This is a genomic window from Streptomyces sp. BHT-5-2 (assembly GCF_019774615.1).
Taxonomy (GTDB): domain Bacteria; phylum Actinomycetota; class Actinomycetes; order Streptomycetales; family Streptomycetaceae; genus Streptomyces.
In genome coordinates this window covers 2,373,384-2,397,582 of record NZ_CP081497.1, presented here as the reverse complement: position 1 = coordinate 2,397,582, position 24,199 = coordinate 2,373,384, and the positions used below count along the sequence as shown (strand labels likewise).

Sequence of the window (24,199 nt, the reverse complement as noted above, 5' to 3'; positions counted from 1 at the left end):
GCGGCCGATCCCCCCGCTCCCGAAATGACAACGCCGATGTAGCGGTTCCAGGCGGACCGGCCGCCGCACACAGCCCGCAGACCGCAGACCGCAGACCGCAGACCGCAGACCGCAACGACAGCGGGCACCGCACACGAGCACCTCGGCGCGGACCAGGCCCGTTCCCACACCCGCCACGGAGTCGAACGCACCGTCCCCTTCGCCCTCTACTGCTACACGAACACCGTCCTCCCCGGCGATGCAGGGACGGCACACGAGCCGGGGCCGAAGGCGCGACACGACTCGGAGCCGTGCTCGGGGCAGATGCACGTCCCACGCGCGCGGTGACCGCGACGCAGGTTCTCGGCGCACGAACCGGTTCGAGGTGGTCGACGTTGACCGCAGGTGCCGAATGGATCCCGCAACGGCTCGACCTGCCCGCCGGCACCTGGCCGTTGTGCTTGGCGCACCCGAAGAGAGCGGCGCGCCTGGCCGCCAGGGCTGCCCCGGTACCCCAGCCGGGATCGGCACGCGCGGCAACCTCGTGGATCGTGGACCTCGGGGTCGGTCACCACGCGCGCCTTCAGTGCCTGCGCGGGTTCGTGCCGACCGTACACCGGGTGGGGCTGCTGAGCCGTTCGGGTGAGGGTGTTGTCGGGGACGGGTTTGCGGTGGCGGGGTGGGTGGGGGCGGAGTGCAATGGCTGTGTCCGAAGCCATTCCTAACCCGAGGAGGAGTCATGTCCCCTGCGGTGGTGGAGTTCATGGAAGACCTCGCGACGGACGTTGCCAAGCAGCGCGCGTTCAGTGAGGCGCCGGCACAGTGCCTGGCCGCGTCTCGGCTTTCGGAGCAGGAGCGGCAGGCGGTGCTGTCAGGTGATGCGGAGCGGGTGCGGTCGATGATGGCCGACCACACCTCGGTGCAGGAGCAGCCCGACGCCCACATCATCATCGTCTGCACGCCGGACGAGGAGAACTGAGCGACGGCACGTGGTGGATTCGAACCTTGAGAGGTCGGTGGCCCGGTGACTGCGACCAACGGAAGGGCGGAGCTCATCGTCGTTGGGACCGGTTACCGGGCCGTCGGCGATCTGACGCTGGAGGCGAAGGCCTGTCTCGAACAGGCCGACACGGTGCTGTGCCTGGCCGGCGACCCCATGGTCATCGGCTACCTGGAACGGCTGAACCCAACGGTGCGCACGCTGGCGGGCTGCTACGCCAAGGGCAAGCACCGGTCGGAGTCGTACGAGGAGATGGTGCAGGAGATCCTGTCCGAGGTCCGCCGGGAGCGGCTGGTGTGCTGCGCTTTCTACGGGCACCCGGGAGTGTTCGCCTACCCGGGGCACGAGGCGGTGCGCAGGGCACGGCTGGAAGGGATCCCCGCGCGGATGCTCGCCGGCTCCTCGGCGGAGGACTGGCTCTTCGCCGACCTCGGGCTGGATCCGGGGACGTGCGGTTGCCAGAGTTTCGAGGCGAGCGACTTCCTACTGCACCGGCGTCTCTTCGACCCCACCAGCCTGCTGGTGCTCTGGCAGGTCGGTGTGATCGGCATGACCGACCGCAACCCGGATTTCGACGCGCGCGTCGGTGCGGCGCTGCTGGCCGAGCGGTTGGCGGAGGCGTACGGCGTTGACCACGAGGTGACGGTGTACGAGGCGTCCCCGTACCCGGTGACATCGCCGCGGATCAGTCCGGTGCCGCTTGCCAAGCTGGCGGATACGCAACTGACCAACAAGTCCACGCTCGTGGTGCCACCGTTGCCCTCCCGTCCCCCTGATCGCGAGGTGGTGGCCCGTCTGTACACGCCGGAGTGAGTGACCAGGCAGGCAGGTCGGCTGCCGCGCTGCCGGTGCGGAGCGCAGGCGAGTGGGCGGCGGCTGCGCCTCACCCCTGCACAGACGTGGGTTGTGCCGGGCGGAGGTCCTCACGCAACAGGCCGTACAGGCACATGTCCCGCCAGACCCCGTTGCGGAACGCGGCGCCGCGCGCCATGCCCTCATAGACGAAGCCGACCTTCTCGATCCCCGTGCGCGACGCGATGTTCTCCGCGTCGATGTGCGCCTCCAGGCGGTTGGTCTGGGTGTGCGCGAACAGATAGTGAATCAGCCACCGGGCCGCCTGCTCACCGCTTCCCTTGCGACGCGCTTCAGGCAGCACGCACAGCCCGATGCTCCAGACGTGGGAGGCGGCGTTGTAGGCCGCCTTCCGCCAGGAGACCACTCCGACCGGCTTGCCCTGGTCCACCACGGCCAGCACTCCGCCGTCGTCGGTCAGCAGTCCCGTTTCCGCCCAGCGGCGACGTAGTCCGCTGCTGAAGCCCGTCCACGCGTACGGGCCGAGCACCGTGGGGTCCTCGGCGAAGCTGTCGAGCAGGTGCAGGTCCTCCTCACGAAGGGGACGGCAGTGCAGATTCTCGCGCATGGCCGAAAGTTAACCGCATCTCCGATGAAAAGGAACGAAAGATGATGAACTGGCGGGTCGGCGTCTGGACCGTCGCCGGGTTGACCTGCGCCACCTGGTACGGGGTGGAGGCCGCTTGGATCGCCAGGCGACGCGGGAGCGGCAGCAAGCCGTTGGCGTCGGAACGGCGCAGCACTCTCGTCCTGCTCGGTACGGGCGTACTCGGCGAAGCCGGCGCGGTTGCCCTCGCCTGGCGCAGGCCGACCGTTCCGCTGGTCGGCGACCGCACAACGGCGGCCCTCGTCGCACTCCCTGCCGTATGGGCCGGCCTCGCCGTGCGCTGGTGGGCCGTGCGTACCCTCGGCACCCACTTCCGCGCCACCATCGACGTCCGCGACGACCAGCCCGTCATCCGCACCGGCCCCTACCGGTATGTGCGCCACCCCTCCTACACGGGCGGCCTGCTCGCCGTGGCCGGCGCCGCCACAGCGCTCAACGACGCCCCTGCCTGGCTGGTGCTTACAGGCAGCACCCTGGCCGCACTGCTGTACCGCATCCACACCGAGGACACCATCCTCATTCAGCATCTCGGCCCCGATTACCTCGACTACGCCGCCACCACCCCCCGCCTCATTCCCAGAGTGTGGTAGCCGCCGTCCGCGGCGACCCTTCCGGCCTGAGGCAGAGCGTCATGGGGTTCCTGCTCTTCCTCGTCGAGATCGGGCACCGGCCTGCCCGCCTGCGTGTGGAGCTCAACCAACCACGTCGCACTTCGCCCGGTTCGCCATACCTCTCCGGCACCACGTCCGCGGACACCGGCTACTGCAGAAACCGGCGACCAGCATTGCCAGACGAGTACGAGGGGGGCCGGGCAACGTGACTGGGCGGAGTGCGTCCGAAAGTTCCGTGGCCAACGTCATGGAGCGGCCGGACGATGTGAGGATCGGCGCCTGCTCAAACGGGGCAGATGCCTCCCTCGCACTGCTGGGAACGTATCCAGCCGGCAGCCGCGGAGCGGTTCCCCAGCCCCAGAAAAACCTTGAGCCGGCCGGGGACGCGTCCTCGGCTCGTCCCCAGATCGTCCCGCGGCGGCTCGACGCGACGCAGGCGCGCCACCAGGTCGGCACGGGCGATGTGCACGCCGCACGGCACGCGGCCGCGGAAGGGGTCGTGGACGAGGCAATCGGCATACGGCAGATCTTGGCGTCCAGGAACTGGCGCAGATCCTCCAGAATCAGGCAGTCGGCTGGGTGGCCCGGTCCGGGCTGGTCCTGTCCGCCGCGAGCATGCTGTCCCTGCTCTCGCTGGTCGCCGAGCCGGCCACGCTGCTGATCCCGGTCGGACGTCACGTCGGCCTCCTCTGGTTCGTCGCGGTGAGCCTGACGTTGTGGCGTCGGGACAGCGGCACCCCCTCAACGGGCCAGTGAGGTGCGGCCGCCCCAGGGAGGGGGAGGTCCGCCGGACGTCCTCGACGGTCGCGCTCGCGCCGAAGAGACGTCGGTGGCGCGGCCGTCGCGATCTCAGCCGACGTCGCGCACCGCGCGCGGTCCGTCGGCGGCTTGACCAACCGAGCCTGGCCCTGGCCCCGAGTCGCCGATCGCGGTGACCTTCCCGGCGGCAGCGGCCGGGGCACCGTCCTCCAGGGCGCGTTGGCCGGCCGTGACCTGGTCGGCAGGCGCACAACCCGCAACCAGCACCACCCCCGCGGACACCAGCCCAGCCAGGGCCACGGTGGAAGCGGCGGCGACGGCGACGATCACGAGACAACCTCCCTGATCTGCGCCCCCTCTTCCTGGCACGGAGACTCCGACATCTCCGAGCACGAGCCCCCCACGAATGGCAGTACCCATGAGCATCACCGCGATATCCGCCCCTGCCACTACCGCCCCACCGCCGCCACCCCCCTCGCCCTCCCGGCGGCTTGCCGAGGGCATCACGCGCCGGGCGGGGCCCGCTGTGGCGGTCTATGCCGTCACCACGCTCGCGCACCTGGTGCTCCTGTCGGTGATGACCGGCCCGGACGGCCCCAGCCTGGGAGACCGGCTGCTGGCCTGGGACGGCCACCACTACACCGAGATCGCCGCACACGGTTATCCGCAGGGGCTCTCCCACACCCCTGACGGACGGCTCACCGGCAACAACCTGGCGTTCTTCCCCCTCTTCCCCCTCCTGATCCGCGCGGTCCACGCGGTCAGCGGCCTGAGCTGGGGCGCGGCGGGCATCGCCACCGCCCATCTGGCCCTGATCGCCGCGCTGATCACCGTCCACCGACTCGTGACGCGGCTGTACGGGCGGCGCACCGCCACCATGGCGATCGTGCTCCTGGCCGGGGCCCAGCCGATGGCTCAGGTCTTCACCATGGCCTACAGCGAGTCGCTGTTCCTGGCCCTGGCCGCAGGGGTGCTGCTCGCCGCGTACCGGCACGCCTGGCTCACGGCCGGCGGTCTGGCCCTGCTGGCCGGTCTGGCCCGGCCAGCCGCCGCGGCCGTCGTGGCCGCCCTGGCCGTCGCCGTCGGCCTCCATCTGCTGCGTGAACGCCGCCTCGCCTGGCGCCCGTTGGCCGCCCTGGCCCCGGCGGTCGCGGGTACCCCGCTGTACCTGTGGTGGGTGGGGCAGCAGGCAGGCAGCCCGGACGCCTACTTCACCATCCAGGAGGCGGGCTGGGGCACCCACTGGGACAGCGGCCGCGCCTTCTTCGACTTCCTCGGCCAGACACTGACCCGCGGCGACGGCTGGGTGCCCGTGAGCACGGCCGTCCTCCTCCTCGCCGTCATCGCCACCACGGCACTGGCCTGGCAACGCACGACCTGGCCACCGCTGCTCGTCTACGGCACCGGCATCCTGATCCTCACCCTGGGCCAGAGCAACTACTTCCACTCCAAGCTGCGCCTGCTGACCCCCGCCCTCCTCTTCCTCCTCCCCGCCGCCCGCGCCCTCGCCCGGACCGCACCCCGCACCGCGGGCATCGTTCTTGCCACGTCCGCCTTTTTGGGCTGCTGGTACGGCGCCTACCTGCTCACCACCTGGCACTACAGCATCTGACCGCCATGGCCCGCGGTCACGGATCGGACGGTCTGTGACCGCGGGGCGCGATCGTTTGCGGTCCCAGCCTGGAGACGCATGTGGCCGTCAATCGGCGATGTGTCGTGACGAGGTGGCCGGCCTGGCACCTCGTGCATGTCGCGCCGTACTTGCCGTCACGGCCCGGACCGGCGGCCGCCTCTCGGCCCCGGCCGACCGGCGTCCACCCGAAGGGCAGTCCGATGTCCTGGAGGTCCTGGGGTTCGAGGTGTACCGGACAGGCCCCGGTGAACTGGTTGCGCCGCGTCAGGCCGTTGCTCGCTGCATCCCGCGCGCCGACGACCGCCGGGCCGTGATCTCCCGGGCAGCAGAGCTCATGCACCGCTTGGCAAAGTCCCTCGTCCCTCGGGCTGCCGCTGATGTACGCCCACAGCACCTGCCCCGGCGCCGCTCCGCGACGGTCAAGTCCTCCGCGTCCGGATGCTGTTGACCCACGGTGGTCCCACAGGAGCTGTCACCCCGCGACGCCCCGAAGGCATGCGCCTTCGTCTTCGACGGCACCTTCACCGGTCACGGCATGCCGGAACCGGAGCCGGCCGGCTCCGCACAGACCTAGGGCGCTTCTGACGGATCTCCGTGGAGGAAGGAGCGGCGCCTGGTGCGTGCGATCGCAAGGCGCCGGAAGGTCTTCACAGCGGAGCTATGGAGAGATTTCGGCAACGCCGCGAGCGTGCGTGCCAGGCGCCGCGACGCCGCGGAGATCCGTCAGAAGCGCCCTAGTGACCTGAGTCAGAGATTCGGTGGCAGTAGGCGGCGACTTTGTCGAGGATCTCGTCGGCTGTCTTCGTCCAGACGAACGGTCTGGGGTGCTCGTTCCAGTCGGCGAGCCAGGTTCGGATGTCGCGTTCGAGGGCTTGGACTGAGCGGTGGACGCCGCGCTTGAGCTTTTTCTGGGTCAGCTCGGCGAACCACCGCTCGACCAGGTTCAGCCAGGACGCGCTGGTCGGCGTGAAGTGCAGGTGGAACCGTGGGTGGGCAAGCAGCCACCGCTTGATGTCGGACGTCTTGTGGGTCGCGTAGTTGTCCAGGATCAGATGAACCTGCAGACCGGCCGGGACTTCCTTGTCCAGCTTCGCGAGGAATTTCTTGAACTCCGCTGCCCGGTGACGGCGGTGGAGGGAGCCGATGACCTTTCCGGTGGCGACCTCGAGAGCGGCGAAGAGGGTCGTGGTGCCGGCCCGGACGTAGTCGTGGCTGCGGCGTTCGGGAACGCCGGGCACCATCGGCAGGACCGGCTGGGACCGGTCCAGTGCCTGGATCTGCGACTTCTCGTCCACGCAGAGCACCAAGGCCTTCTCCGGCGGATCGAGATACAGACCGACGACATCGCGGACTTTGTCGATAAACAGCGGGTCGGTGGACAGCTTGAACGTCTGGGACCGGTGAGGGGCCAGGGCGAACGCCCGCCAGATCCGCGAGACCGTCGACTGCGACATTCCCGTAGCGGCGGCCATCGACCTCGTCGACCAGTGAGTCGCGTTCTTCGGGGTTTCCTCAAGCGTCTTGACGATGACCCGCTCGACGTCAGCATCGGTGATCTTCCGGGGGACACCGGGCCGCGGGTCGTCGCACAAACCGTCCAGCCCCCGCTCGATGAAGCGGCGCCGCCAGGTGCGGACCGTGTCCGGAGCGATCCGCAGCCGGCGGGACACCTCCATGATCGAGTGGCCCTCGGCGCACTCGAGCACGATCCGCGACCGCTGAGCCAGAGCCTGAGCCGTCGTACGCCGACGTAACCAGCCCTCCAGCACCGCCCGCTGGGCATCAGTGACCGACAACGGCGGAATCTTCGGACCCGGACGACTCATGCCCGACTAACGACGAATCTCTGACTCAGGTCACTAGACCGACTCGACAGCGGTGCCAACGCCCAGAACCACCAGAACGCCCGCGGCGGTTCGCTCCATCGCCGTGTTCACGCGCGGACGACGCAGCCACGTCAGCATGCGGGCCGCGAACGCCGTGACCAGCATCAACCACACCGCAGCGATACCGGCATCGATGACACCGAAGGTCAGAGTCGTAGACAACGTCGCGTGATCGTTGGGGAGGAACTGCGGGACCACCGACACGAAGAAGATGCCTACCTTGGGGTTGAGCAGGCAGCTCAACAGCCCCTGGCGGAAGGCCCGCCCGGCAGCCGGCGCGGAACCTGCCGACTCCCCGGGCATCTCCAGTCGGCCCGATGCACCACGACGGTATGCCCACAGGCTCTGCACACCCAGGAACACCAGATACCCGGCGCCGGCCAGCCGGACCACGGTGAGGGCCATGTCCCACCGCTGTAGAGCAGCGGCCAACCCGACGGCGGCGCCGATCGCCCAGGCGAGCGAGCCTGCTGCCGCACCGAGCGCGGTCGCAACACCCGAGAGACGGCCGCCGCGCATGCAGTTACGCAGGACCAAGAGCGTGTCCGGGCCTGGAGCCACCGTCACCACCAGGGCGAACAGACAGAAACCGACGAGAGAAGTTGTCACGGTGAGCCCCTGATCCAGCAACTACAAACGAGCACGGAGCGCAGGCCCCGCTCCGTGCAACCTAGAACGCACAAGATCTACCGGACAGCCCCCGGTCACCGCCAGCCCCCGGCCGAGGAACGGCCCTGGCCTGCGGTTTCGGCACCAGGGTTGCGGCCGACGTCAGCACAGGAGCGGTTGCCGCAGCGCGACTTCTTCGAACGGGCACCGCCCGCCCCGCCACCGACGCCAACACCGACGCCGACGCCGACGCCGACCGGGCGAGAATCTCCCGTGCGCTGGACGACCCGGGCCGCCGATGCCGGCAACGACGGCCGGGCGCCGGTGAGTACGGGTCCTAGCGTCTCGGGCAGGGCAAAGCACGGCACGGGCCGCGGAACCGGGGCTCGGCCGAGTCTGGCAGGCCGAGCCCGGCCCCGCGGCCCATTGCTCCGCGGTTCCGTCAGGAGCCCTACACGGGGTCTCCGTTCTCGTTCAGCCACTGGACGCCGTCCTGGCCGGCCTGGTCGAGGTTCTTGGGGATGACGAAGTCGGGGTATTTCCAGTGCAGGTTGAAGTAGCCGGGTGCGTTCGTGATGGACCTCAAGTCGCACACGGGGTCGCCGATGATGCAGTACCGCTTGACCGGGATGCCGTTGAACTCCGCCGGTCCGGCGCCGGCGGCGGTGGCCACCCCGGGGATGCCCAATCCCTTGGGGAGATGCGCGAACAAGCCGGTGTCGGGCTGCATCGGGTCGGCGTAGAGCATGCCGTCGACCTGGGAGCGCGGAATGCCGGTGCTGCCGCTGGCGATCTTCTGGAGCACCTCGTCCGCGGCCTGGGCGCCCTGGGAGTAGCCGGTGATCGTGAGGCGCGCGTCCGGGTGCGCGCGGTGGGTGTCCTCCGCCGCCTGCAACCCGTTCTGGTAGCCCTGTTGCACGCTGGCGTCGTAGGTCGGTGCGGTGGCGGCGTCGGGGTTGAGCTGCAAGGGCGGCTCGATGAGCCCGCCGTGGGTGCCGATGAGCGGCCCGGCGGTGGCCGGGTAGCACACCTTGATCGCGGAGGAACCGAGGTGGAGACGGTCGTTCGCGGTGTTGTAGGACTTGGTGGTCGTGGGGCACCCGGGACCGGAGTCCGTGGGACCGGTGCCGCCGATCTCGATGTAGTAGTGCTCCGCGCCGGCCGCGTGTGCGGCGGACGGGAACGCGACGGCGGCGCCGGTGGTCAGCGCGGCCGCTACGGCCGCGGTGCGAACAGCCCGTGCCGTCCTGCTCGTTTTCGACATGCCTGATCTCCCCCTGAGGTCGTGGACGTGTCCGACAACGAAGGCTCCAGAGGCTAGACACGACCGTTGAAATCGCGATGACATGCTGATGGCTGCCCTGGTGGCGTGGCTGTCACGCACCACTGCGCAAGGCTCAAGGCTCAGCTACCGGGGCGCGCCACATCGGCGGCTGTGGGAGATGGCATGGCGGGCACAGCAGGCGGTGGTCGGTGAGCGGCGCCGGTTCCGGCTTGCGGAACGGGCATGCTGACGCCGCGTCCGAGTGCTCGGTCGCCCCGTGATCCGAGGTGTCGACCGGGAACAGCCGGCCCGGCCCGCGCTGTTGCATCGACCGAGGGACCGGCGCCGCACGGGCGGGGAACACGGAGACCACAGGGTCGTCCGCCCCCCGATAGGACCGGACCCCGGGATCGCGGTACGCCCACCGCGCACTCGGACCGAGACGTATTTCTGCAGGAGGACTGTTTCATGACTGACCGGCCCTTGACGCTCATGGCGGTGCACGCCCACCCCGACGACGAGGCAACCGGAACCGGAGGGGTCCTCGCGCGGTACGCGGCGGAGGGCATCCGCACGGTTCTCGTGACGTGTACCGACGGCGGTTGCGGTGACGGACCGGGGGGTGCCAAGCCCGGCGATCCCGGGCACGATCCGGCGGCCGTCGCCTTGATGCGCCGTCAAGAACTCCGAGCAAGCTGTGACGTCCTGAAGGTCAGCGATCTGGAGATGCTGGACTATGCCGACTCCGGGATGATGGGCTGGCCGAGCAACGACGCCCCCGGTTCCTTCTGGCAGACCCCCGTGGAGCAAGGTGCCGCCCGACTCGCGGAACTCATGCGGCACTACCGGCCCGATGTGGTGGTCACCTACGACGAGAACGGCTTCTACGGCCACCCCGACCACATCCAGGCGCACCGCATCACGATGGCGGCGCTGAAGCTGACCGCGCTGACACCGAAGGTGTATTGGACGACGATGCCCCGCTCGATGATGCAGCGGTTCGGTGAGATCATGCGCGAGTTTCATGAGGACATGCCGGAGCCGGATCCTGCCGAGGCCGCCGCGATGGCCGAGATCGGCCTTCCCGACGATGAAGTCACCACGTGGGTGGACACCACCGCGTTCAGCGGCCAGAAGTTCGACGCGCTGGCCGCGCACGCCAGTCAGGGCGAGAGCATCTTCTTCCTCAAGATGGGCAAGGAGAGGTTCGGCGGGTTGATGGGCATGGAGACCTTCGTACGCATCCAGGACACCACCGGCGCGGCCGTACCCGAGAACGATCTCTTCGCCGGACTGCGCTGACCCGCCCGACCGACCGCCCGACCGAAGCCCGGGCATGCTCATCGGCCGCACGGCGCGATCGAGCATGCCCGCACACCCGGGGGCTCGTCCACGCGGTTCGAGCTCCGGCAACCCGCGACCACGCCGGCAGACCCTCGTCGCCGGCGTCGACGCGTGCCCCAACCCCGACCCGACACCCCACTCGTCCCGCCAGCTCCTGTCCAGGCGGCTCCGAAGGAATGACAGCGGCCGATTGTTTTGGCGGTCCCCACAAGCGGCAGTTCAGCTCCCCACTTCCTGCACGCTGGACACGGTGCGTAGCAGTTGCAAGTCGAGCCCCTCAGTGTCGGCAGTGCGGCGCCACCGGTTGCTGCCCGAACCTCATCCTGAGTTCCCGCCCCCCGCAGGTGTGTTGCGCACACCCGCGTGAGACCCCCTAGCAGGGCCTGGACTACGAAACCGGAGTAACTGGTGTCCGGCACTGCTCGTACCACAACTCGACCAATGGATCTCACTGCTGGGAATACCAACTGGCCGTCATAACGATGGAGTAGTAGTCGAGTTCAGTAGCTGGCAGCAGTGGTTGAGCCCCGTCGGCCAGCGGCGAGAGGGGGCTGCGCCCGGGTCGATCCCGGCGTGCCAGGCGGAAATGCGGCGAGAGCGGCATGGGCACCGGGATCCAAGCCGCCGTTCATCCGCGCACGGCCTGCTGGTATGCGCGGAGGGCATCGGGATCGTCGATGCTCCCGTGGTGGTGGTACTGGCTCCAACGCCCTGTCTCGTAGCGGAAGTAGCGGCTGGTGCGGATCTCCAGCGGGATTCGGCCGCCGTCCGGTCCCAGGTAGTGGCCGCTCTCCCGACCTGCGAAGACGGCGTGCCGCTCGCCGATGTAGGCCACGACGTCGCCGAACGTGACGGTCACCTTCAGCGAGCCGGCGAAGATCTTCTCGTAGAGCTCGGCGATCGGGGCCCCACCGCGGAGGATGCCTCCGACGGGGTTGTTCAACTGGGCCAGCGGATCGGCGGTCCAGTCAGCGCGCAGAGCCTCGATGTCACGGTTGTTCAGTGCGTAGTAGAACGACTCCAGCGCGGCGAGCGCGCCTTCGGCGGAAGGGTCCCCGGCCTCGTGCAGTCGGTTCCGGGACTCAGGACCGTAGGAGATGTCGGTGTATTCGATCATGTGGGTATCAACTCCGCTTCGAGCGACGGTTATTCCCCCGGACTCGGCCACAAGACGGGGTGTCCCCGGCGTGACCCGCCCCTCGGCCCCGTGCCGCGTCCAACCGCCGGGATCCGCGTCCGACGAGGCAGAGCGAAGAGCCGTGCTCCGTCACCGCAGGCGGCAGCGGTGCGCGGCACACCGCCCCGTCGGACACGCCCCAGGTCTCACGTGTGGAGGCAGTGCCTCGACGGGCCCGGCAACCGCAAAGCCATCGGCATTGCTCCTCGGAAGGAGGGGCAGGCACGGCGTTGCGGCTCTTGGAGCCGCGCCCCGGTTCCGGGTTGTTCGACGACGCAGCTCTGCCCGTGGCTCGGGTTCATATCCGGTACAGCACGGGGGTATTGACGGTGCCGGCCGCCGGTTCGGTACCGCGTCGTCGGGTGCGAGATGGGTGATGGACCAAGGGGTTGCACCATCGCTCAGCCTCCGGTTGTCCCAGTGTGTGCAGGCTATCGGGCTGCACCGGGGCACAGCTGCGGTCCGGGCCCGGCGAGGCCCGGACCGCGAGAGGCGGGGTGCGCGTCAGCCGTGGTGGCTTGCCCGGGCGAGGGCCGGGACGAAGCGGGCGGCGTCCACGGTGCCGACGCCGGTGGCCATGTCGTAGCCGTTGACGGCGGTGTAACCGGTGACGCCTTGGTAGCTGTTGTTCGTACCGTCGTTGACGTCGACGATGCCGGTTCCCTTGTCGTGGGCGGAGCGCTTGTAGAGCGTGTACAGCGCGTCGTTGATGTTGCCGAGGCGGCGACCGGCGGCCTGGTCGGCGAGGGCGACGATGCCGGAGAAGAGCGGAGCCGCCTCGCTGGTGCCGCCGGCGATGTCCCAGCCGGTGGCGGTCGGGTCGTAGCTGGAGTAGATCCAGGCACCGCCGTCGACGGCCGCGGTCATCGAGACGTCCGGGGTGCCGCGGCGGTCACCGACAACACCCTTCACCACGTTCTGGAAGGCCGGACGGGGGAACACGTGCGACTGTCCGCCGCCGCCCGCGCCGTGGTCGTTGTAGACGCCGTCCGGCTTGATGCGCTGGCCCTGGTCGTTCAGGTGCAGCTGGGTGCCACCGACCGAGGTGACCAACGGGTCCGAGGACGGCCAGGAGTTGACGCGCTCCTTGTAGAAGCCCTTCCCGTCGGCGGTGTTGTCGGTGGCACCGCCGTCGCCGGAGGAGGCGAGGACGGTGACGTGCTTCCTGGCGGCCTCCTTGAAGGCGTACCGCAGCTTCTGGATGCTGGAGAAGTCGCCCTTGTCGAAGCCGGGGAAGGTGTTCTCGGTGGCGCCGAAGCTCTGGCTGATCACATCGCCGACGCCACGGTCGATCATGGCCTTCTCGGCGTCCATCATCTCCGGCAGACCGGTGGTCCCCTCAGTCTCCGAGACGGCCGTCTCCACCAGGACGATCTTCGCGTCGGGCGCCACGGCGTGGGCCATCTCGACGTCGAGGGTGGTTTCGCCGGCCCACCCGGTCATGTCGGGGTTCTTGGGGTCGAACGCCGGGACGTTGCCCCACTTGACCACGTTCACCTTGGTGCTGGGGATGCCGAACTGCTTGCTGTAGACGTCCAGATCGTGCTGGACGGTCGGCGAGCCGAAGGAGTCCACGATGACGATCGTGCGGCCCTTGCCCGTGATTCCCTTCCTGTACAGCGCGTTGAGGTTGTACGCCGTGCGGTACTGGAGGGGGGTGTAGCAGGCGAGCTTGAACTTGGCCCGGCACTCCGCGATGGAGAGCGGGCTGCCCACGGCCTGCACCAACTGGCGCCCGGCGATGGCCGGGACGGCCTTGGTGTGCGGCACGGCGGCGGTTCCGGTACCGGCGAGCGGGGTGGCCGCCAGGGCGACGACGGTGAGGGTGGCGGTTGCGGCCGTCGTGACCGCGACACGTCTTCTGGTACGGGCTATGCGCATGAATCCTCCCTGAGTGGATCTGTGCCGCACACAGCGGCTGTCGCGATCCCATCGGTAAGCCATGCTCACAACAAGATTGTTTAAATGCCCATGTCGAACGCTTTACCGAAATGCGGCGACCGGGCGGCCCGGGAAGCCGCACGGGGCACCCGCCCACCGAGGCGAGGACCGCCCACAGGAACCGCTCCCCCAGCAGGAACCACACCGCACCGCACCGGACAGGTCCGGCCCCGCCACAGCGGATTCCTGCCGGTGTGGCCGGCCAGGCCAGTCGGCGGGATCCGCTTGAGCATCTCGTGGGGGTGCCTCGGTCCGTTCGGAACAGCAGGCCGACTGCTCACGCACCCAAGGCCGCGTCGCCCGGAGGGGTGGCTCCTCGGCAGCTCACAGCAACGCGTCGCGTGATTCACCACCGGGTCCTCCACGGGTTCTCCCACCCACAACCGACCTTGTGATGCCGCCACTTACAGCCCCGGTCCTCGCCAGCTGTCCAGGCCGGAGCGGAACCTCATCGCTGCCCCCCACCCCTGAACCGGGCCAGGTGCTTCCAGCCGCCGCCCGTAGCGAACGCCGTCACCAGGTCGGCACCGCGAGCTGCCAGAAGGCGCCGTCGCTCCCAACGCGAACGCGGACGCACGCCTCCCCGAGCGCTCTGCGGCGTGAGCGTGAGGGCGCTGAGGCGCCGACCGGCCTGGGCGAGGTCGGCCAGGATGCGCTCCCGGTGACGCTCGTTGCGCGCGCCGCGCAGCGCGGTGTACAGGCCCTCGATCTCTGCCACAGCGGCTCCAACTCGGAGATTGGTACTCCCTATTGACGACCTCCCGCCCCGCTCCACCTACTACCTCCTTGACACGATCAGTCACGCAACGTGTAACACTTGCCCAACTGCGCAACCACGCAACCCCGTTCGACGCCTCTGTCGTCCATCGCGTCCGCGCCCCAGCGCGTTTCGGGCGCCCACTCCATTTGCGGTTCGCGTCCTGAGCTGGGGCTTCTGCGGTAGTGGCGGTGGCGGGCGATCACTTGGCATTGCCTTCTCCAGACCGACCAACTCAAGCGTCGGTGATGGGACAGGGCACCGGCACCCGTGCACACTGCGGAAATTCACTGGTCATCGGCGAGGGCGCGCGGCCAGCGATCCGTGCTGCACGGCCCAGCGGAACGGGACTTGCGCGGCTAGGTCGGCCGTGGCGTACGGCCCAACGCTGTTTCACTGCACGGGATCCAGCGGGAGGGCAGGTCGTCCAGCGTGCCGCGCGGCCGACGGTCGCGGTACCCGCCGCATCGAACTTCTCGAAGATTTTTCCGCCTGGGCGTGACATCCGCGTTCCCCGGCTGCATAGCAACGGCTGAGAGCCGCTAAAACCAGGCCACGAGTCTCGTTGCGGGCGGGCGCCCCGGCCCGCTCGATGCGGCCCGCAACCGGGATCCGAGGGGGTTTTATGTTTTTGCGGGATGACATAGTAGAGGAGGGCGTCACGGCGGCTATACCAAGCGACCGCGCGGAGCGGATTCGGCGCGATGTGGAGCGAGTTGCCGAGCTCGCGTATCACGGCTTCGCCGGCCCTACTTACCGCATCTTCGAAGACGACCTGTGCCGCTCAAGCCTGCCGATGCTGCGGGGCATGCTGCGCAGCGGAAAGCTGCCCCGGCTCTCGCAGCGCAAGCACCAGCAGCGGGGGATCCCGCTCTATGTCCACGACGAGGACCTGCGGCTGCTGCACAACAGTGCCGAGGCGCGCGACGAGATAGCTGTGGAGATCTTGCTGCGGGCACTGAAGTCCTTCCGCGACAACGCGCTGGTGGGCGGCGGGTGGAGTCCCCGGCATGCGGGGCGTCATGGCCCGTGCACCCTGACGACCTACTTCATCGGGCAGTGCGTGTGGGAGTTCCGTCGCGTCTACCTGCGATGGCGCCGTGCTCGGCGCCGCCTGGCCGAGCAGGAGGTGGCAGTGCGCGGCAGCGACGCGCTGCTCCAACTCCTGCAAACCCCCAGCCGCCTCCCCGGTCCCGAGGCGCGCAGTGCCGGCGGGGCGCTGTCCGAGCTGATCGGCAAGCGCTCACCCGAGTCCCAGGCCGTCGTGCTGCTTGCCCACGAGGGATACGACGACTCCCAGATCGCCGAGCGGCTCAAGACCACCGCGGGAGCCGTGCGCCAGCACCGATACCGGTTGCGCCGGGACATCAAGCGGGCACAGCAGGCCGGCCGCGTGTGGCTGCCACGTGACCTGCGCAGCGAACCTGAGGAGGCAGTGTGACCCAGTCCGAGAGCGCCCGCGGGCGCACCGCGATGGCCCTGACCGCGGTGCCTCCCGGCACCACCGCCCTGGCGGGCGCCCCATGGCAGGTGGTGGTCGGGGTCAGTGTGGCGAGCATGCTCGTGGGAGTGCTGAGCACCGTCTTCCCCCAGAACTCCCGGGACCGGCTGCTGTGGTGGCGGGACCGGCGCCGCTACCAGGAAAAGGCCCGCCAGCACCGGGGCCGCGCGACCATCGCGCCGACAGCAGCCGAACGGCAGAGCCGGATCGGCTGACCGGGGCGACCGCCGGGACCCCGTGACGCGCACAGGAGGCCGGACGATGCGTCCGGCCTCCTCGCCAATTCGCGAGGCGGACGACGGGCCGGCAAAACCATCGCAGGTCAGAGGCCCGCGCCGGGCACCCCGCGCGTTGATCGCGGGTGTCCACACCGGCGTGGCCTCTACCACGCTCCGCAGTCCGGGCAACCACGCGGCGCAGTGGCCCGGAAGGAGAGCAAGGGCATCCCACCCCGCCGGCCAAGACAGATCCCATCGAGCCTGCGGCTACGCCTCCTCGACCGGACAACTCCACCAGTCCCTGGCAGCAAGTCCCGTACGCCACTTCAGCCGTGCTCTGCGATGGTCAGCACACCCCTTGGCAGCCTGAATTGGGCAAATTCACCGGCTGAGCTACACCCACACCGACGGCTCGCCCCCTACGGCACAACCATCCACCCGCCGGACCCGTTCAGCCTCGCCACGCGGTCACGCCGACCGAGGCCGATTCGGTGGATCGGCGTAAGTGCCGTACAGTTCAACGTGCCGACGCGGGGTGGAGCAGCTCGGTAGCTCGCTGGGCTCATAACCCAGAGGTCGCAGGTTCAAATCCTGTCCCCGCTACTCACATGTGCAGGCCCGGTGGTTTTCCATCGGGCCTGCACTGTTCGTGTTCTGGATCTCGATCTGGCGGTGGTCCGGACGGCTCGGGCGCCGGGTCGGCGTACGTGGACGGTCTTGGTCTGTGTGGTGATGTCCGCGCGCGAGTGGCCGCCGCACGGGCCGTCGATGCCGTAGAGCACCCCACGGAACTGGAGCACGCCCCGGTGGCCGGCCTTGACCTTCATATCGGCCTTGGCCTCGCCGGCGCCCATGGTCACGACCCGGCCGCATTTGACGGTGTGCCATGCACCATGCGTCCCGACACGCTCCTGGGCGCGGAACTTCGCGTACTTCAGCGCGTCACTGTCGCCCTGTCCCTTGAGATAGACGTTCTGGCCGAGCTTCACGGTGCCCGGCGACACGCTGAGCTTGCTTTTCATCTACCGGGTCGGTTCCAGACAACGTCAGAACGGCTGACGATCTTTCGGAGTTCGCGGACGCTTCGTGGCGATAGGGCCGGCATCACGGTGTCGAGGAGAGCTCGGGATTCGAGTGGATTGCCGCAGCAGTACCAGTGCGTGCTGCCCCACTCGTAGTCGTGCCATACATCGCGCTCGGGCCGGTGTACGTAGTCCTGCCACAGGCGCACGGCCGCGCTGACGTCTCCTGGCTGCAGATAGTTGCGGGTGCGTTCAAGCCGGATGACCTCGGACATCGCACCCGGGGACAGGCCGTCGATGACTGGCTTCGCACCTGGCGTCCGGCGATGGCTGAGGACGCTGGCGCGGATATGCCCTGGCCGTCTACGCGGCATGGACCTTTCGGTTCATCGTCACGCCGTACATGGTGCCACGAACTCGAACGGTGTCTCGAACGGGTTCGCTCGCGTGAGGATTCGCCGGATGTGCGGGCGGCGAATCCCCAGCTCGGCTACGCGGTTCGATACGCCGTTCGAAGTCAGTCAGGCAGCGCCACGGTGAGATCCACCTCGACGAGCTGTCCTGAAAAGCCCAGCTGGGCGACGCCCAAGAGCGTGCTGGCGGTGGTGAACGCCGGACCCAGGGCAGACTCGGTGAGCCGACGCCATGCGGCTCCGAGATCGTCCCTCTCGTCGCTCCGCACGTAGATCACCGACCGCACCACGTGTTGCGGCTGGGCACTCGCCGCTGCCAGGGCGGTGAGCGCGTTCGCGACCACCTGGTCGACCTGCGTCTCGAGGGAACCGCAACCGACGAGGTCACCGTTCCGATCAAGCGGGCACTGTCCCGCCAGGTAGGCCGTACGACCTGCCTCTACCACCGTGATGTGGTGGTAGCCGGGCGTCTCATGCAGCTGCTCGGGGTTGATGCGGGTGATCTTCTCAGTCATGTCCGCGAGTCTGACCAGCGTGGTGCCAGCGCGCACCGCATTTTCCCCGACCAGCAAGCACTCCGCAGCAACCTCAGGTTGAAGAACAAGCTGAGCTTGATCTTTATGGTTTGAGCCGCCTTGAAAGCGTGTGACGAGGCCGAACCAGACGCTGAGTAGGGTTATGGCCATGGCCAAGGGAATGGGGCGGTGGCCCAAGGTGGACCTGGACAGCGGCGTCGAGGACGCGACGCTGCTCATCCTGGAATGGCTCGGCGAGCAGGGTGTCGGTGCCATGATCCGGGTTGACGCGGAGCGCATGCGTGATGGTCGGCCAGCCTGGACTTTTGCCGCTTCTGGTGGGCCGCTGAGCGGCGGGATGAGGGCCGACGGGGCCTCGGTTGCCGAGTGCATGGGCAGGGCCCTGCTTCGATTGCGAGAAGCCGGGCTGGCCGTTCCCTTCTGACGCTGTGTTCAGCGTCTGAGTTGGTCGCGTTCGGTGATGCTTTCGGGGCGTCTGGTGGTCTTGCCCACGTCGTAACGGGTGGCGGGCCGCCGGTTCTTCGAGCCAGGTGGGCGTCCTGGGCCTGGAGTTGAGGGTTTCGGCGCACGGGCCGGACAGTACAGGTGAGGGCGGATGTTCCTGAACCCGCGGCGGACGCGGGCCGGGGTGAGGCGGCCTGGTTCGGCGGGACGCTCCCAGGGGCGGCGGAGGTCCGCGGCGTGCGGGCGGGTGAGGCGGAGCTGGGTGTGGGCCGCGATGACAATCCACGTCCAGCGGTCCGCTGCCTCGGGGCTGCGGAGCTTGGGGCGGGTCCAGCCCAGGGTCTGCTTTTCAAAACGGAAAGTATGTTCAAGATCGAATCTGCGGAGGAATGCCTGCCAGCGCAGGTCGACGGTTTGGCTGGTCATGCCGGTCTTGGAGGACCACAGCCAGACCGGCAGCGGGTCTCCTCCACCAGGCAGGTGGTCGACCTGGAGGCGGATCAGCGTGCCCTCGATGACGGGGAGTTCGCCGTCGTGGCCGATCCACGCGGAGCGGGTGGTGAGGCGGGGGTGGATGCGGTCCCAGGCCATGGCCTGGGCGATGCCGTAGCGGTCGGTGACCTGCACGGTGGCGGCGTCCGGGTCGCCCCAGGTGTCAGGCTTGGCGAAGCGGAACTCCTTGCCGTGCTTGGGAGGGTGGCCGCCGCGGGGGTGGGCCCGGTGGAACTCCTCGCGCGAGGGCGCCGGACGGCGCATCACTCGGTCCGAGCGCATCCGCCCCAGCACCTCGATGGGCAAGCCGGTAAGGAGGTAGGCCATGCGCGGGGCGTCGTAGCCGGCGTCGAAGACAACCAGGATGTCCGGGTCGCCGGCCTCCCACTGGCCTTGGCCGATCAGGTCGGTGACGACGCGGCGGATCTGGGCCGCGGTGACCTCGGCGACATCGTCGTCGGGGCCGAGCCGGACCGCGTCGAGCAGCTGGCACCACGACGTCCGCCCGGTCTCCAGAGCGGCGACGAAGGAGTAGGGCCAGCCAGGGATGAACTGGTCACTGGATCGTCCCGAGCGTCCGTAGACATGACAGAACAAGCGGTCCGGACTGGTCGGCGCGTCGGGACGCAGCCACGGGGAGACATCGACGGCCAGCACCAGGCGCCCGTCGGCGGCCTTGGGCTGCGGCAGCATGGCCAGCGCCTTGCGCAGCCTGTCCACGTCGATACGGCCGTGGTTGAGCGCGTCGTACAACGCACCGTGTCCCCGCCGGTGTTCGGCCAGCAGCGTCAGGTCGACCGGCGAGGTCACCGGACCCGTTCTCGCAGAGCATCGCGTCGCAGAGCTCGAACAGCGTGTCACCCCGCCGGGTCAGGCACCCATAGAAGTCCTCCCGAAAGTGGGACGTGAAGTCGGATGCCTCGTGCCGGACATCGTGGTGCACCAGACTCACCCTGCGGCCTTCGTACGAGTGCGGTTCTGTGACGGAACGCATGCTCATGCGGGGGCCGTCCGCTTGTCTGGCGAATCCCCGGGTGGGTGAGCCTGTATGACTCACCGTTCGAGAGCGTCAGGCTGGTGGGAAGCTCGGCTCAGTTGGCCCGCTCGCGCCATTGCGCGCGGTTGCCCCGAACCTCGGCGATGCTCGGGTGACGCACGGCATCCAGTCCGTCATCAGCGAGAAGGTCGACGATCAGGGCCGGGGTGCCAAAGACCTCCGTCGCGCTGAGGTCCCAGTCGGTCAGGACGAACCAGGAACCCTCCAGCGACCACCAGTGCGCGGGGAACTGGCTCCCTGTGGTGCAGTGGGGCCCTGCGCAGGCATCGTGGTAGCCAAGTGCCGCATCCAGTCGGCCCCGGCGGGCCGGAATCGGACGGCCGATGTCCTCGATCGCGGCCTGGGCCCAGCAGCACTTCGTACGCAGCCCATCAGGGCTGTGCCGGGCGAAAACCTCTACCAGGCGGGCCAGACTGTCGCGGTCGATCTCGCCCAGCTCCGGCATTTCAAGGTCCTCGGGCAGGTCCAGCCCCTCGAAGACCCTGAACGAAGGGGTGTACTGCCAGTCCTCCAGACGCTTGCCGGCGTGCGCCAGCACGTCATCCCACCGGACCCGTTCCCCTCTCACTGTGACGGCGTGCAGAACCCAGCAACGGTCCAGGAAACCCTCCTGGGGTTCGTACCCCAAGACGGCCTCCTCACCTTCCAGGAGCGGACGCATACCACCCAGGGAGTCCTCATCCGGCACAAGCTCCAATGCGAAATCCTTCGACGCTTCGATCATGAATGTGACGTTTTGTGATCAGTCAAGGTTAAACGCCAAGCTGAGTGCCTGTTCCAGGTCTCCTGGCCGGTGACGCTTTGTGAGGGACACCCGGGGAAGGCACGGGCGGTGCGGGTACGCGCTCCGTCAGGCGCGGGCCGCCACATGTACGAGGTGGTCGTACAACGTGCTCCGACGGTCGCCCGCGTGCTCAGGAGGCGTAGGACAGAGGGCCGCAGAGGCGCGGTGGGATCATTTTTCACCGACATCGAATACCGGCCGCCTGAGAAATACCGGAACGCGCACCTCACGGCGTGCGTTCAAGCCAATCCTCCAACGGCCACTTGCGCGGCAGCCATGCCGGGCCGACAGTAGACGCTTCACTCTTGAGCGGCACATCGAACGGAGTGATCCAGAATGCCGGGCACTGGCGAACCCGTGGAATACCCTCTCCTCGATGGCTTCACTGATCCGCAGTTCGTCACCGTCGGACCGGATGGATATCTCTGGGTGACGACCGAGTGGAGCGGGCTCGTCCAGGTGAATCCGGAAAGCCTTGCCACCCAACTCGCGGTCACCGACGAAGTCCCCACCCCTTGCATCGGAATCATTCCGGACCCCCGCCCGCATCGAACGGACGGGAGGAAGGCCGTATGGTTCGCCTGTCTCTCCGATGGGTTCGGAGACTCGGTCGCCCAATACGACATCGTGAACCAGAGGCGTCTCACCGGGGTCAAGCTTCCCTATGAAGCCTGGGTTCAGACTCTCACGTGGCTCCTGATCGATACGGGCGACGCCGGTAAACCCGAGTATTCCTATTGGGTCATGTTCGCCGAGCCCCTGCACACCGTGATCGGATATTGTGACGCGGAAGACGAGTCCGGCACTCCGGGCACGTATCCGTTTCCAGACGCCCGGCAGCACCCGGTCTACGACACCTGGCTCTGGTCCGTGGCCGTCACCGCTCCGGCGAACGCGAAGTCACCCGCCGATTGCACCTATTGGGCGACGGGTCAGGCCAGCACGGGAGACTACCCGCGGAAGACGAACAGTCTTTACAGGTATACCCCCGCCAAGGACAAGCAGCCGGAGCCCATTCCGCTCCCCGGGGGCAGCAGCCAAAAGCCGGTTCATGTCGTCGCCGACCCCAATGGGGACGCGGTATGGGTAGGCACCGAGAATCCAAGCCAGATCTGTCGGTACGACACAGCCCTCCACAGCTGGACGCAGCGCTTCATCTCCGGATTCGGCGCGCCTCGACAAATGATGCTGGGCACGGACGGAAATCTCTGGGTAGCGACCAGCAAGGGGATCTCACGCTTCCGTACGGACAAGAGCATTACCGAGCTCCCGGGCCCGTCCCTGCCGAACGGCGGCGACGCCATGGGGCTGTGCGTGGACAAGCACGGCAAATGGGTCTGGTACACCAACCCGACCAACAAGTCGATCGGGCAGTACCCGATTCCCGATGATCCCGAAAGTCCCTGCGGGAAAACCCAGTTCGTGTCCCAACTCGCGACGGAGGCAGCGCCGGGGCAGCGCACCGGAATGTCGGGCGTGGTTCAGTACATCAGCAACGGCCTGCCCATCCCCGGCGTGCCGCTCACCTGCCGTGTGCTCTCCGACGGTGGCACGACGTTCAGCGACGGAACGACAGAGACCCTCCTGACCACGGACGCCCGGGGCCGGGCCGCGCTCCCCGCGCTGCGGGCCGGCCGGGAGGAGGACCGGGTGGTGCTGAAGGTCGGTCATGGGGACTCGGAGCCTCCCACCACGATCTCCCTCTGCGTGCGGTCCGATTCGGGCAAGGGCGCCGAAGCGAACCAGTCTTGACCTCTCCGGAGGGGACGAGCCCAGCGATGCCATCGAGCGCTGGTCCCCCGTCGTCCGTGATCCGTACGCTGTCTGGGCAGCAGCACCACCCGGCCAACGGCCGGAACGGGGCCGTTGACGGCGTGATGTTGTCCTACACCCCGTAGCAAGCAGGCGGGGGAGCGCAGATGTCAGGGCGGGGCAGGCTCGCATGACCCATGAGCGAGCTGCGACTCGGTGAACTCCCCTGCCGCGCAGCTTCGGCACCAGCCGGCTCGCCCCGGCAACAAACCCCTGACAGACCCCGATCAGATCCGTGAACCCCATCGCCCGGTGGAAGCCCCGCACGATCCGGGCCGGATCACAATCCTCCCCCTCGTCCTCGCCTTCGAGCTCGGGCTCATCCCACCAGTCCTCCTCGCCCTCCTCTTCAACGAGGTCGCGAATGGCTTCGACCTTCTTTTCCACCGCGACCGGCGTCGCGGTCGACCAGCCCGCAGCCGCTCCGCCGCGTGCCCGCTCCACTGGCTGCGGCCCGTCCGCTCGTTGACCGACGGAGACTTGATGAGTTCGTACGCGTCCGGCGCCGATGCCAAGATCCGGTGCACTTCGAAGGAAACTCCCTCCTGCCGCTGGTCCTTAGGGCCTGTCCTGCGGATCAAGCCTGGGATGCGGCACGCTCGCCTAGGTGGACGACCATCACCCGAGCTGCGCCGAGGCGGACTTGTGAGCCCTCGGGAATGAATCTCAGGATCTCGTGGCTGTCGATCAAACCGAGGTGATCACAGCTACCCGGCCCCGCTTGTGCAGTTTTGAGGGAGTGTCAGAAATATGTCCGTTACACAGCCTGCCGCCGAGCGCGTGCGCGTCTCCGCGGAACCCGACTGGTACGAGTCGGCCGGTATCTCGCTCGGCGTCCGGGTCGGGAACTTGGTCTTCACCTCAGGGCAGGCGCCGATCGATGCCCAGGGAGCCACGGTCGGCGCCGGGGACTTCGAGACGCAAGCCCGTCAGGCGCTCGCGAATCTGTCGACGGTCCTCACAAACGCGGGCTCCAGCCTCGCCGACGTAGTCAAGGCGACCGTGTTCGTCACGGACATCGCGCAGCAGGACATCTTTGCCGAGTTGCGCGCGGAACACTTCCCGCACAAACCGCACCTCGCGGAGTCGTTCGTAGAGGTCTCCTCACTCGCCAACCCTGAGTGGATGATCGAGATCGAGGCCATCGGACTCGTGCGGTGATGCCCGGTACTCACAGGCTCTTCGGCGGGTTTGAGAGCCAAGCCACAGGCGAATTGCTGCGACGGTCACGGTGCCATGAAAGATGCAGGCCCTCTTGTCGAACCTCGTGGGTGCGCCACGATGCGCCATGGAGTCGAGTGAGGTGAGAGACCTTACCGCCGGGTTGTCGCAGCAATCCGGTTGAAGCAGGGGGCAGTTCGCACGCCCGGTAGATCGCTCGTCCCGGTGAGCACTCGTGCCTGATGCGAGCGGACCGCGCCCGAGGCCCCGTCAGCCAGCCGCGGCTGGACATGCCGGCGTCGGTTGAATCCACGAAGTTTCACCGGACAGGTCCCGGCCA

The 24,199-nt window shown here is 68.3% G+C and carries 23 protein-coding genes, 1 tRNA gene and 1 pseudogene; 12 read left to right on the top strand and 13 right to left on the bottom strand.

From position 1 onward, the window contains the following. The first annotated feature begins 718 nt into the window (after positions 1–718). Both K2224_RS38200 and K2224_RS38195 read left to right on the top strand, forming a co-directional pair. Positions 719–958: a hypothetical protein gene (locus tag K2224_RS38200; protein WP_221911685.1), complete on the top strand. Its 240-nt coding sequence runs from the start codon at positions 719–721 to the stop codon at positions 956–958. Between the two features lie 45 nt (positions 959–1,003). Continuing rightward, the gene (locus tag K2224_RS38195; RefSeq protein WP_221911683.1) at positions 1,004–1,792 is read left to right on the top strand and encodes an SAM-dependent methyltransferase; all 789 of its coding nucleotides are present in this window, start codon (positions 1,004–1,006) and stop codon (positions 1,790–1,792) included. A 70-nt stretch (positions 1,793–1,862) separates the two neighbouring features. On the opposite strand, the gene K2224_RS38190 is transcribed toward K2224_RS38195, so the two are convergent. Then, a complete protein-coding gene (locus tag K2224_RS38190) occupies positions 1,863–2,399 on the bottom strand; it encodes a GNAT family N-acetyltransferase (protein WP_221911682.1) in 537 nt (178 codons plus the stop codon). Positions 2,400–2,440: 41 nt separating this feature from the next. Between K2224_RS38190 and K2224_RS38185 the strand changes: the two genes are divergently transcribed. Together K2224_RS38185 and K2224_RS38180 are read left to right on the top strand one after the other, a co-directional pair. Further along, a complete protein-coding gene (locus K2224_RS38185; protein ID WP_221911681.1) occupies positions 2,441–3,028 on the top strand; it encodes an isoprenylcysteine carboxylmethyltransferase family protein in 588 nt (195 codons plus the stop codon). Positions 3,029–3,628: 600 nt separating this feature from the next. After that, entirely contained in the window at positions 3,629–3,805 is a 177-nt protein-coding gene (locus K2224_RS38180) for a hypothetical protein (protein ID WP_221911680.1), read from the top strand. A gap of 93 nt (positions 3,806–3,898) precedes the next feature. On the opposite strand, the gene K2224_RS38175 is transcribed toward K2224_RS38180, so the two are convergent. Continuing rightward, positions 3,899–4,138 (bottom strand): hypothetical protein, encoded by a 240-nt coding sequence (locus K2224_RS38175; protein ID WP_221911679.1) that lies wholly within the window; start codon positions 4,136–4,138, stop codon positions 3,899–3,901. A gap of 196 nt (positions 4,139–4,334) precedes the next feature. Between K2224_RS38175 and K2224_RS38170 the strand changes: the two genes are divergently transcribed. Further along, entirely contained in the window at positions 4,335–5,420 is a 1,086-nt protein-coding gene (locus tag K2224_RS38170) for a hypothetical protein (RefSeq protein ID WP_260693784.1), read from the top strand. Positions 5,421–6,175: 755 nt separating this feature from the next. Here the strand turns inward: K2224_RS38170 and K2224_RS38165 are convergent. From K2224_RS38165 to K2224_RS38155, 3 genes are all read right to left on the bottom strand, one after another. Then, complete coding sequence (locus K2224_RS38165) at positions 6,176–7,267, bottom strand: IS630 family transposase (RefSeq protein WP_221908881.1); 1,092 nt, start codon at positions 7,265–7,267, stop codon at positions 6,176–6,178. Between the two features lie 33 nt (positions 7,268–7,300). Beyond that, on the bottom strand, positions 7,301–7,936 hold the full coding sequence (locus tag K2224_RS38160; RefSeq protein WP_221911678.1) for a LysE family translocator: 636 nt from the start codon (positions 7,934–7,936) through the stop codon (positions 7,301–7,303). A 451-nt stretch (positions 7,937–8,387) separates the two neighbouring features. Further along, positions 8,388–9,200 (bottom strand): cutinase family protein, encoded by an 813-nt coding sequence (locus tag K2224_RS38155; protein WP_221911677.1) that lies wholly within the window; start codon positions 9,198–9,200, stop codon positions 8,388–8,390. A 468-nt stretch (positions 9,201–9,668) separates the two neighbouring features. Between K2224_RS38155 and K2224_RS38150 the strand changes: the two genes are divergently transcribed. Beyond that, complete coding sequence (locus K2224_RS38150) at positions 9,669–10,502, top strand: PIG-L family deacetylase (protein WP_221911676.1); 834 nt, start codon at positions 9,669–9,671, stop codon at positions 10,500–10,502. A 670-nt stretch (positions 10,503–11,172) separates the two neighbouring features. Here K2224_RS38150 and K2224_RS38145 read toward each other — a convergent pair. The 3 genes from K2224_RS38145 to K2224_RS38135 all read right to left on the bottom strand — a co-directional run bounded on the left by K2224_RS38145 (position 11,173) and on the right by K2224_RS38135 (position 14,380). After that, positions 11,173–11,661, bottom strand: coding sequence for a nuclear transport factor 2 family protein (locus K2224_RS38145; RefSeq protein WP_221911674.1), 489 nt, complete (start codon positions 11,659–11,661; stop codon positions 11,173–11,175). A 564-nt stretch (positions 11,662–12,225) separates the two neighbouring features. Next, positions 12,226–13,602 carry a S8 family serine peptidase gene (locus K2224_RS38140; RefSeq protein WP_221911673.1) on the bottom strand — a complete coding sequence of 459 codons (1,377 nt, stop codon included), beginning with the start codon at positions 13,600–13,602 and terminating at the stop codon, positions 12,226–12,228. Positions 13,603–14,110: 508 nt separating this feature from the next. Beyond that, positions 14,111–14,380, bottom strand: a complete 270-nt coding sequence (locus tag K2224_RS38135; protein ID WP_260693783.1) for a hypothetical protein — start codon at positions 14,378–14,380, stop codon at positions 14,111–14,113. A gap of 745 nt (positions 14,381–15,125) precedes the next feature. Here K2224_RS38135 and K2224_RS38130 point away from each other — a divergent pair. The 3 genes from K2224_RS38130 (at position 15,126) to K2224_RS38120 (ending at position 16,741) form a co-directional block, all read left to right on the top strand. Then, entirely contained in the window at positions 15,126–15,860 is a 735-nt protein-coding gene (locus tag K2224_RS38130) for a hypothetical protein (protein WP_221911670.1), read from the top strand. Next, positions 15,857–16,135, top strand: a complete 279-nt coding sequence (locus K2224_RS38125) for a hypothetical protein (RefSeq protein WP_221911669.1) — start codon at positions 15,857–15,859, stop codon at positions 16,133–16,135. The genes K2224_RS38130 and K2224_RS38125 overlap by 4 nt, the downstream gene beginning before the upstream one ends. A gap of 532 nt (positions 16,136–16,667) precedes the next feature. Next, positions 16,668–16,741: transfer RNA gene (locus K2224_RS38120), tRNA-Met, on the top strand. Here K2224_RS38120 and K2224_RS38115 read toward each other — a convergent pair. Further along, complete coding sequence (locus tag K2224_RS38115; RefSeq protein ID WP_260693782.1) at positions 16,723–17,142, bottom strand: hypothetical protein; 420 nt, start codon at positions 17,140–17,142, stop codon at positions 16,723–16,725. The two genes, K2224_RS38120 and K2224_RS38115, sit on opposite strands and share 19 nt — an antisense overlap. Positions 17,143–17,677: 535 nt before the next feature. Beyond that, entirely contained in the window at positions 17,678–18,088 is a 411-nt protein-coding gene (locus K2224_RS38110) for a RidA family protein (RefSeq protein WP_221911667.1), read from the bottom strand. A 169-nt stretch (positions 18,089–18,257) separates the two neighbouring features. Here K2224_RS38110 and K2224_RS38105 point away from each other — a divergent pair, with 169 nt between their 5' ends. Beyond that, complete coding sequence (locus K2224_RS38105) at positions 18,258–18,533, top strand: hypothetical protein (RefSeq protein ID WP_260693781.1); 276 nt, start codon at positions 18,258–18,260, stop codon at positions 18,531–18,533. A gap of 8 nt (positions 18,534–18,541) precedes the next feature. Here the strand turns inward: K2224_RS38105 and K2224_RS38100 are convergent. Continuing rightward, positions 18,542–20,039 (bottom strand): annotated as a pseudogene (locus K2224_RS38100) (NF041680 family putative transposase). Positions 20,040–20,136: 97 nt separating this feature from the next. Then, the gene (locus K2224_RS38095; protein WP_221911663.1) at positions 20,137–20,826 is read right to left on the bottom strand and encodes a hypothetical protein; all 690 of its coding nucleotides are present in this window, start codon (positions 20,824–20,826) and stop codon (positions 20,137–20,139) included. 396 nt (positions 20,827–21,222) lie between these two features. Here K2224_RS38095 and K2224_RS38090 point away from each other — a divergent pair, with 396 nt between their 5' ends. Continuing rightward, the gene (locus K2224_RS38090; protein WP_221911662.1) at positions 21,223–22,638 is read left to right on the top strand and encodes a hypothetical protein; all 1,416 of its coding nucleotides are present in this window, start codon (positions 21,223–21,225) and stop codon (positions 22,636–22,638) included. A 287-nt stretch (positions 22,639–22,925) separates the two neighbouring features. On the opposite strand, the gene K2224_RS41830 is transcribed toward K2224_RS38090, so the two are convergent. Continuing rightward, positions 22,926–23,279, bottom strand: a complete 354-nt coding sequence (locus tag K2224_RS41830) for a DUF6192 family protein (protein WP_399021131.1) — start codon at positions 23,277–23,279, stop codon at positions 22,926–22,928. Positions 23,280–23,448: 169 nt separating this feature from the next. Here K2224_RS41830 and K2224_RS38080 point away from each other — a divergent pair, with 169 nt between their 5' ends. Then, a complete protein-coding gene (locus tag K2224_RS38080; protein ID WP_221911660.1) occupies positions 23,449–23,859 on the top strand; it encodes a RidA family protein in 411 nt (136 codons plus the stop codon). Positions 23,860–24,199 lie beyond the last annotated feature (340 nt).

Bases quoted from the DNA above. Each gene is read 5' to 3' on its own strand.
- K2224_RS38200 (WP_221911685.1), top strand. From the start codon at position 719: ATGTCCCCTGCGGTGGTGGAGTTCATGGAAGACCTCGCGACGGACGTT.
- K2224_RS38190 (WP_221911682.1), bottom strand. From the start codon at position 2,399: ATGCGCGAGAATCTGCACTGCCGTCCCCTTCGTGAGGAGGACCTGCAC.
- K2224_RS38185 (WP_221911681.1), top strand. From the start codon at position 2,441: ATGATGAACTGGCGGGTCGGCGTCTGGACCGTCGCCGGGTTGACCTGC.
- K2224_RS38165 (WP_221908881.1), bottom strand. From the start codon at position 7,267: ATGAGTCGTCCGGGTCCGAAGATTCCGCCGTTGTCGGTCACTGATGCC.
- K2224_RS38155 (WP_221911677.1), bottom strand. From the start codon at position 9,200: ATGTCGAAAACGAGCAGGACGGCACGGGCTGTTCGCACCGCGGCCGTA.
- K2224_RS38150 (WP_221911676.1), top strand. From the start codon at position 9,669: ATGACTGACCGGCCCTTGACGCTCATGGCGGTGCACGCCCACCCCGAC.
- K2224_RS38145 (WP_221911674.1), bottom strand. From the start codon at position 11,661: ATGATCGAATACACCGACATCTCCTACGGTCCTGAGTCCCGGAACCGA.
- K2224_RS38140 (WP_221911673.1), bottom strand. From the start codon at position 13,602: ATGCGCATAGCCCGTACCAGAAGACGTGTCGCGGTCACGACGGCCGCA.
- K2224_RS38110 (WP_221911667.1), bottom strand. From the start codon at position 18,088: ATGACTGAGAAGATCACCCGCATCAACCCCGAGCAGCTGCATGAGACG.
- K2224_RS38105 (WP_260693781.1), top strand. From the start codon at position 18,258: ATGGCCAAGGGAATGGGGCGGTGGCCCAAGGTGGACCTGGACAGCGGC.
- K2224_RS38095 (WP_221911663.1), bottom strand. From the start codon at position 20,826: ATGATCGAAGCGTCGAAGGATTTCGCATTGGAGCTTGTGCCGGATGAG.
- K2224_RS38090 (WP_221911662.1), top strand. From the start codon at position 21,223: ATGCCGGGCACTGGCGAACCCGTGGAATACCCTCTCCTCGATGGCTTC.
- K2224_RS38080 (WP_221911660.1), top strand. From the start codon at position 23,449: ATGTCCGTTACACAGCCTGCCGCCGAGCGCGTGCGCGTCTCCGCGGAA.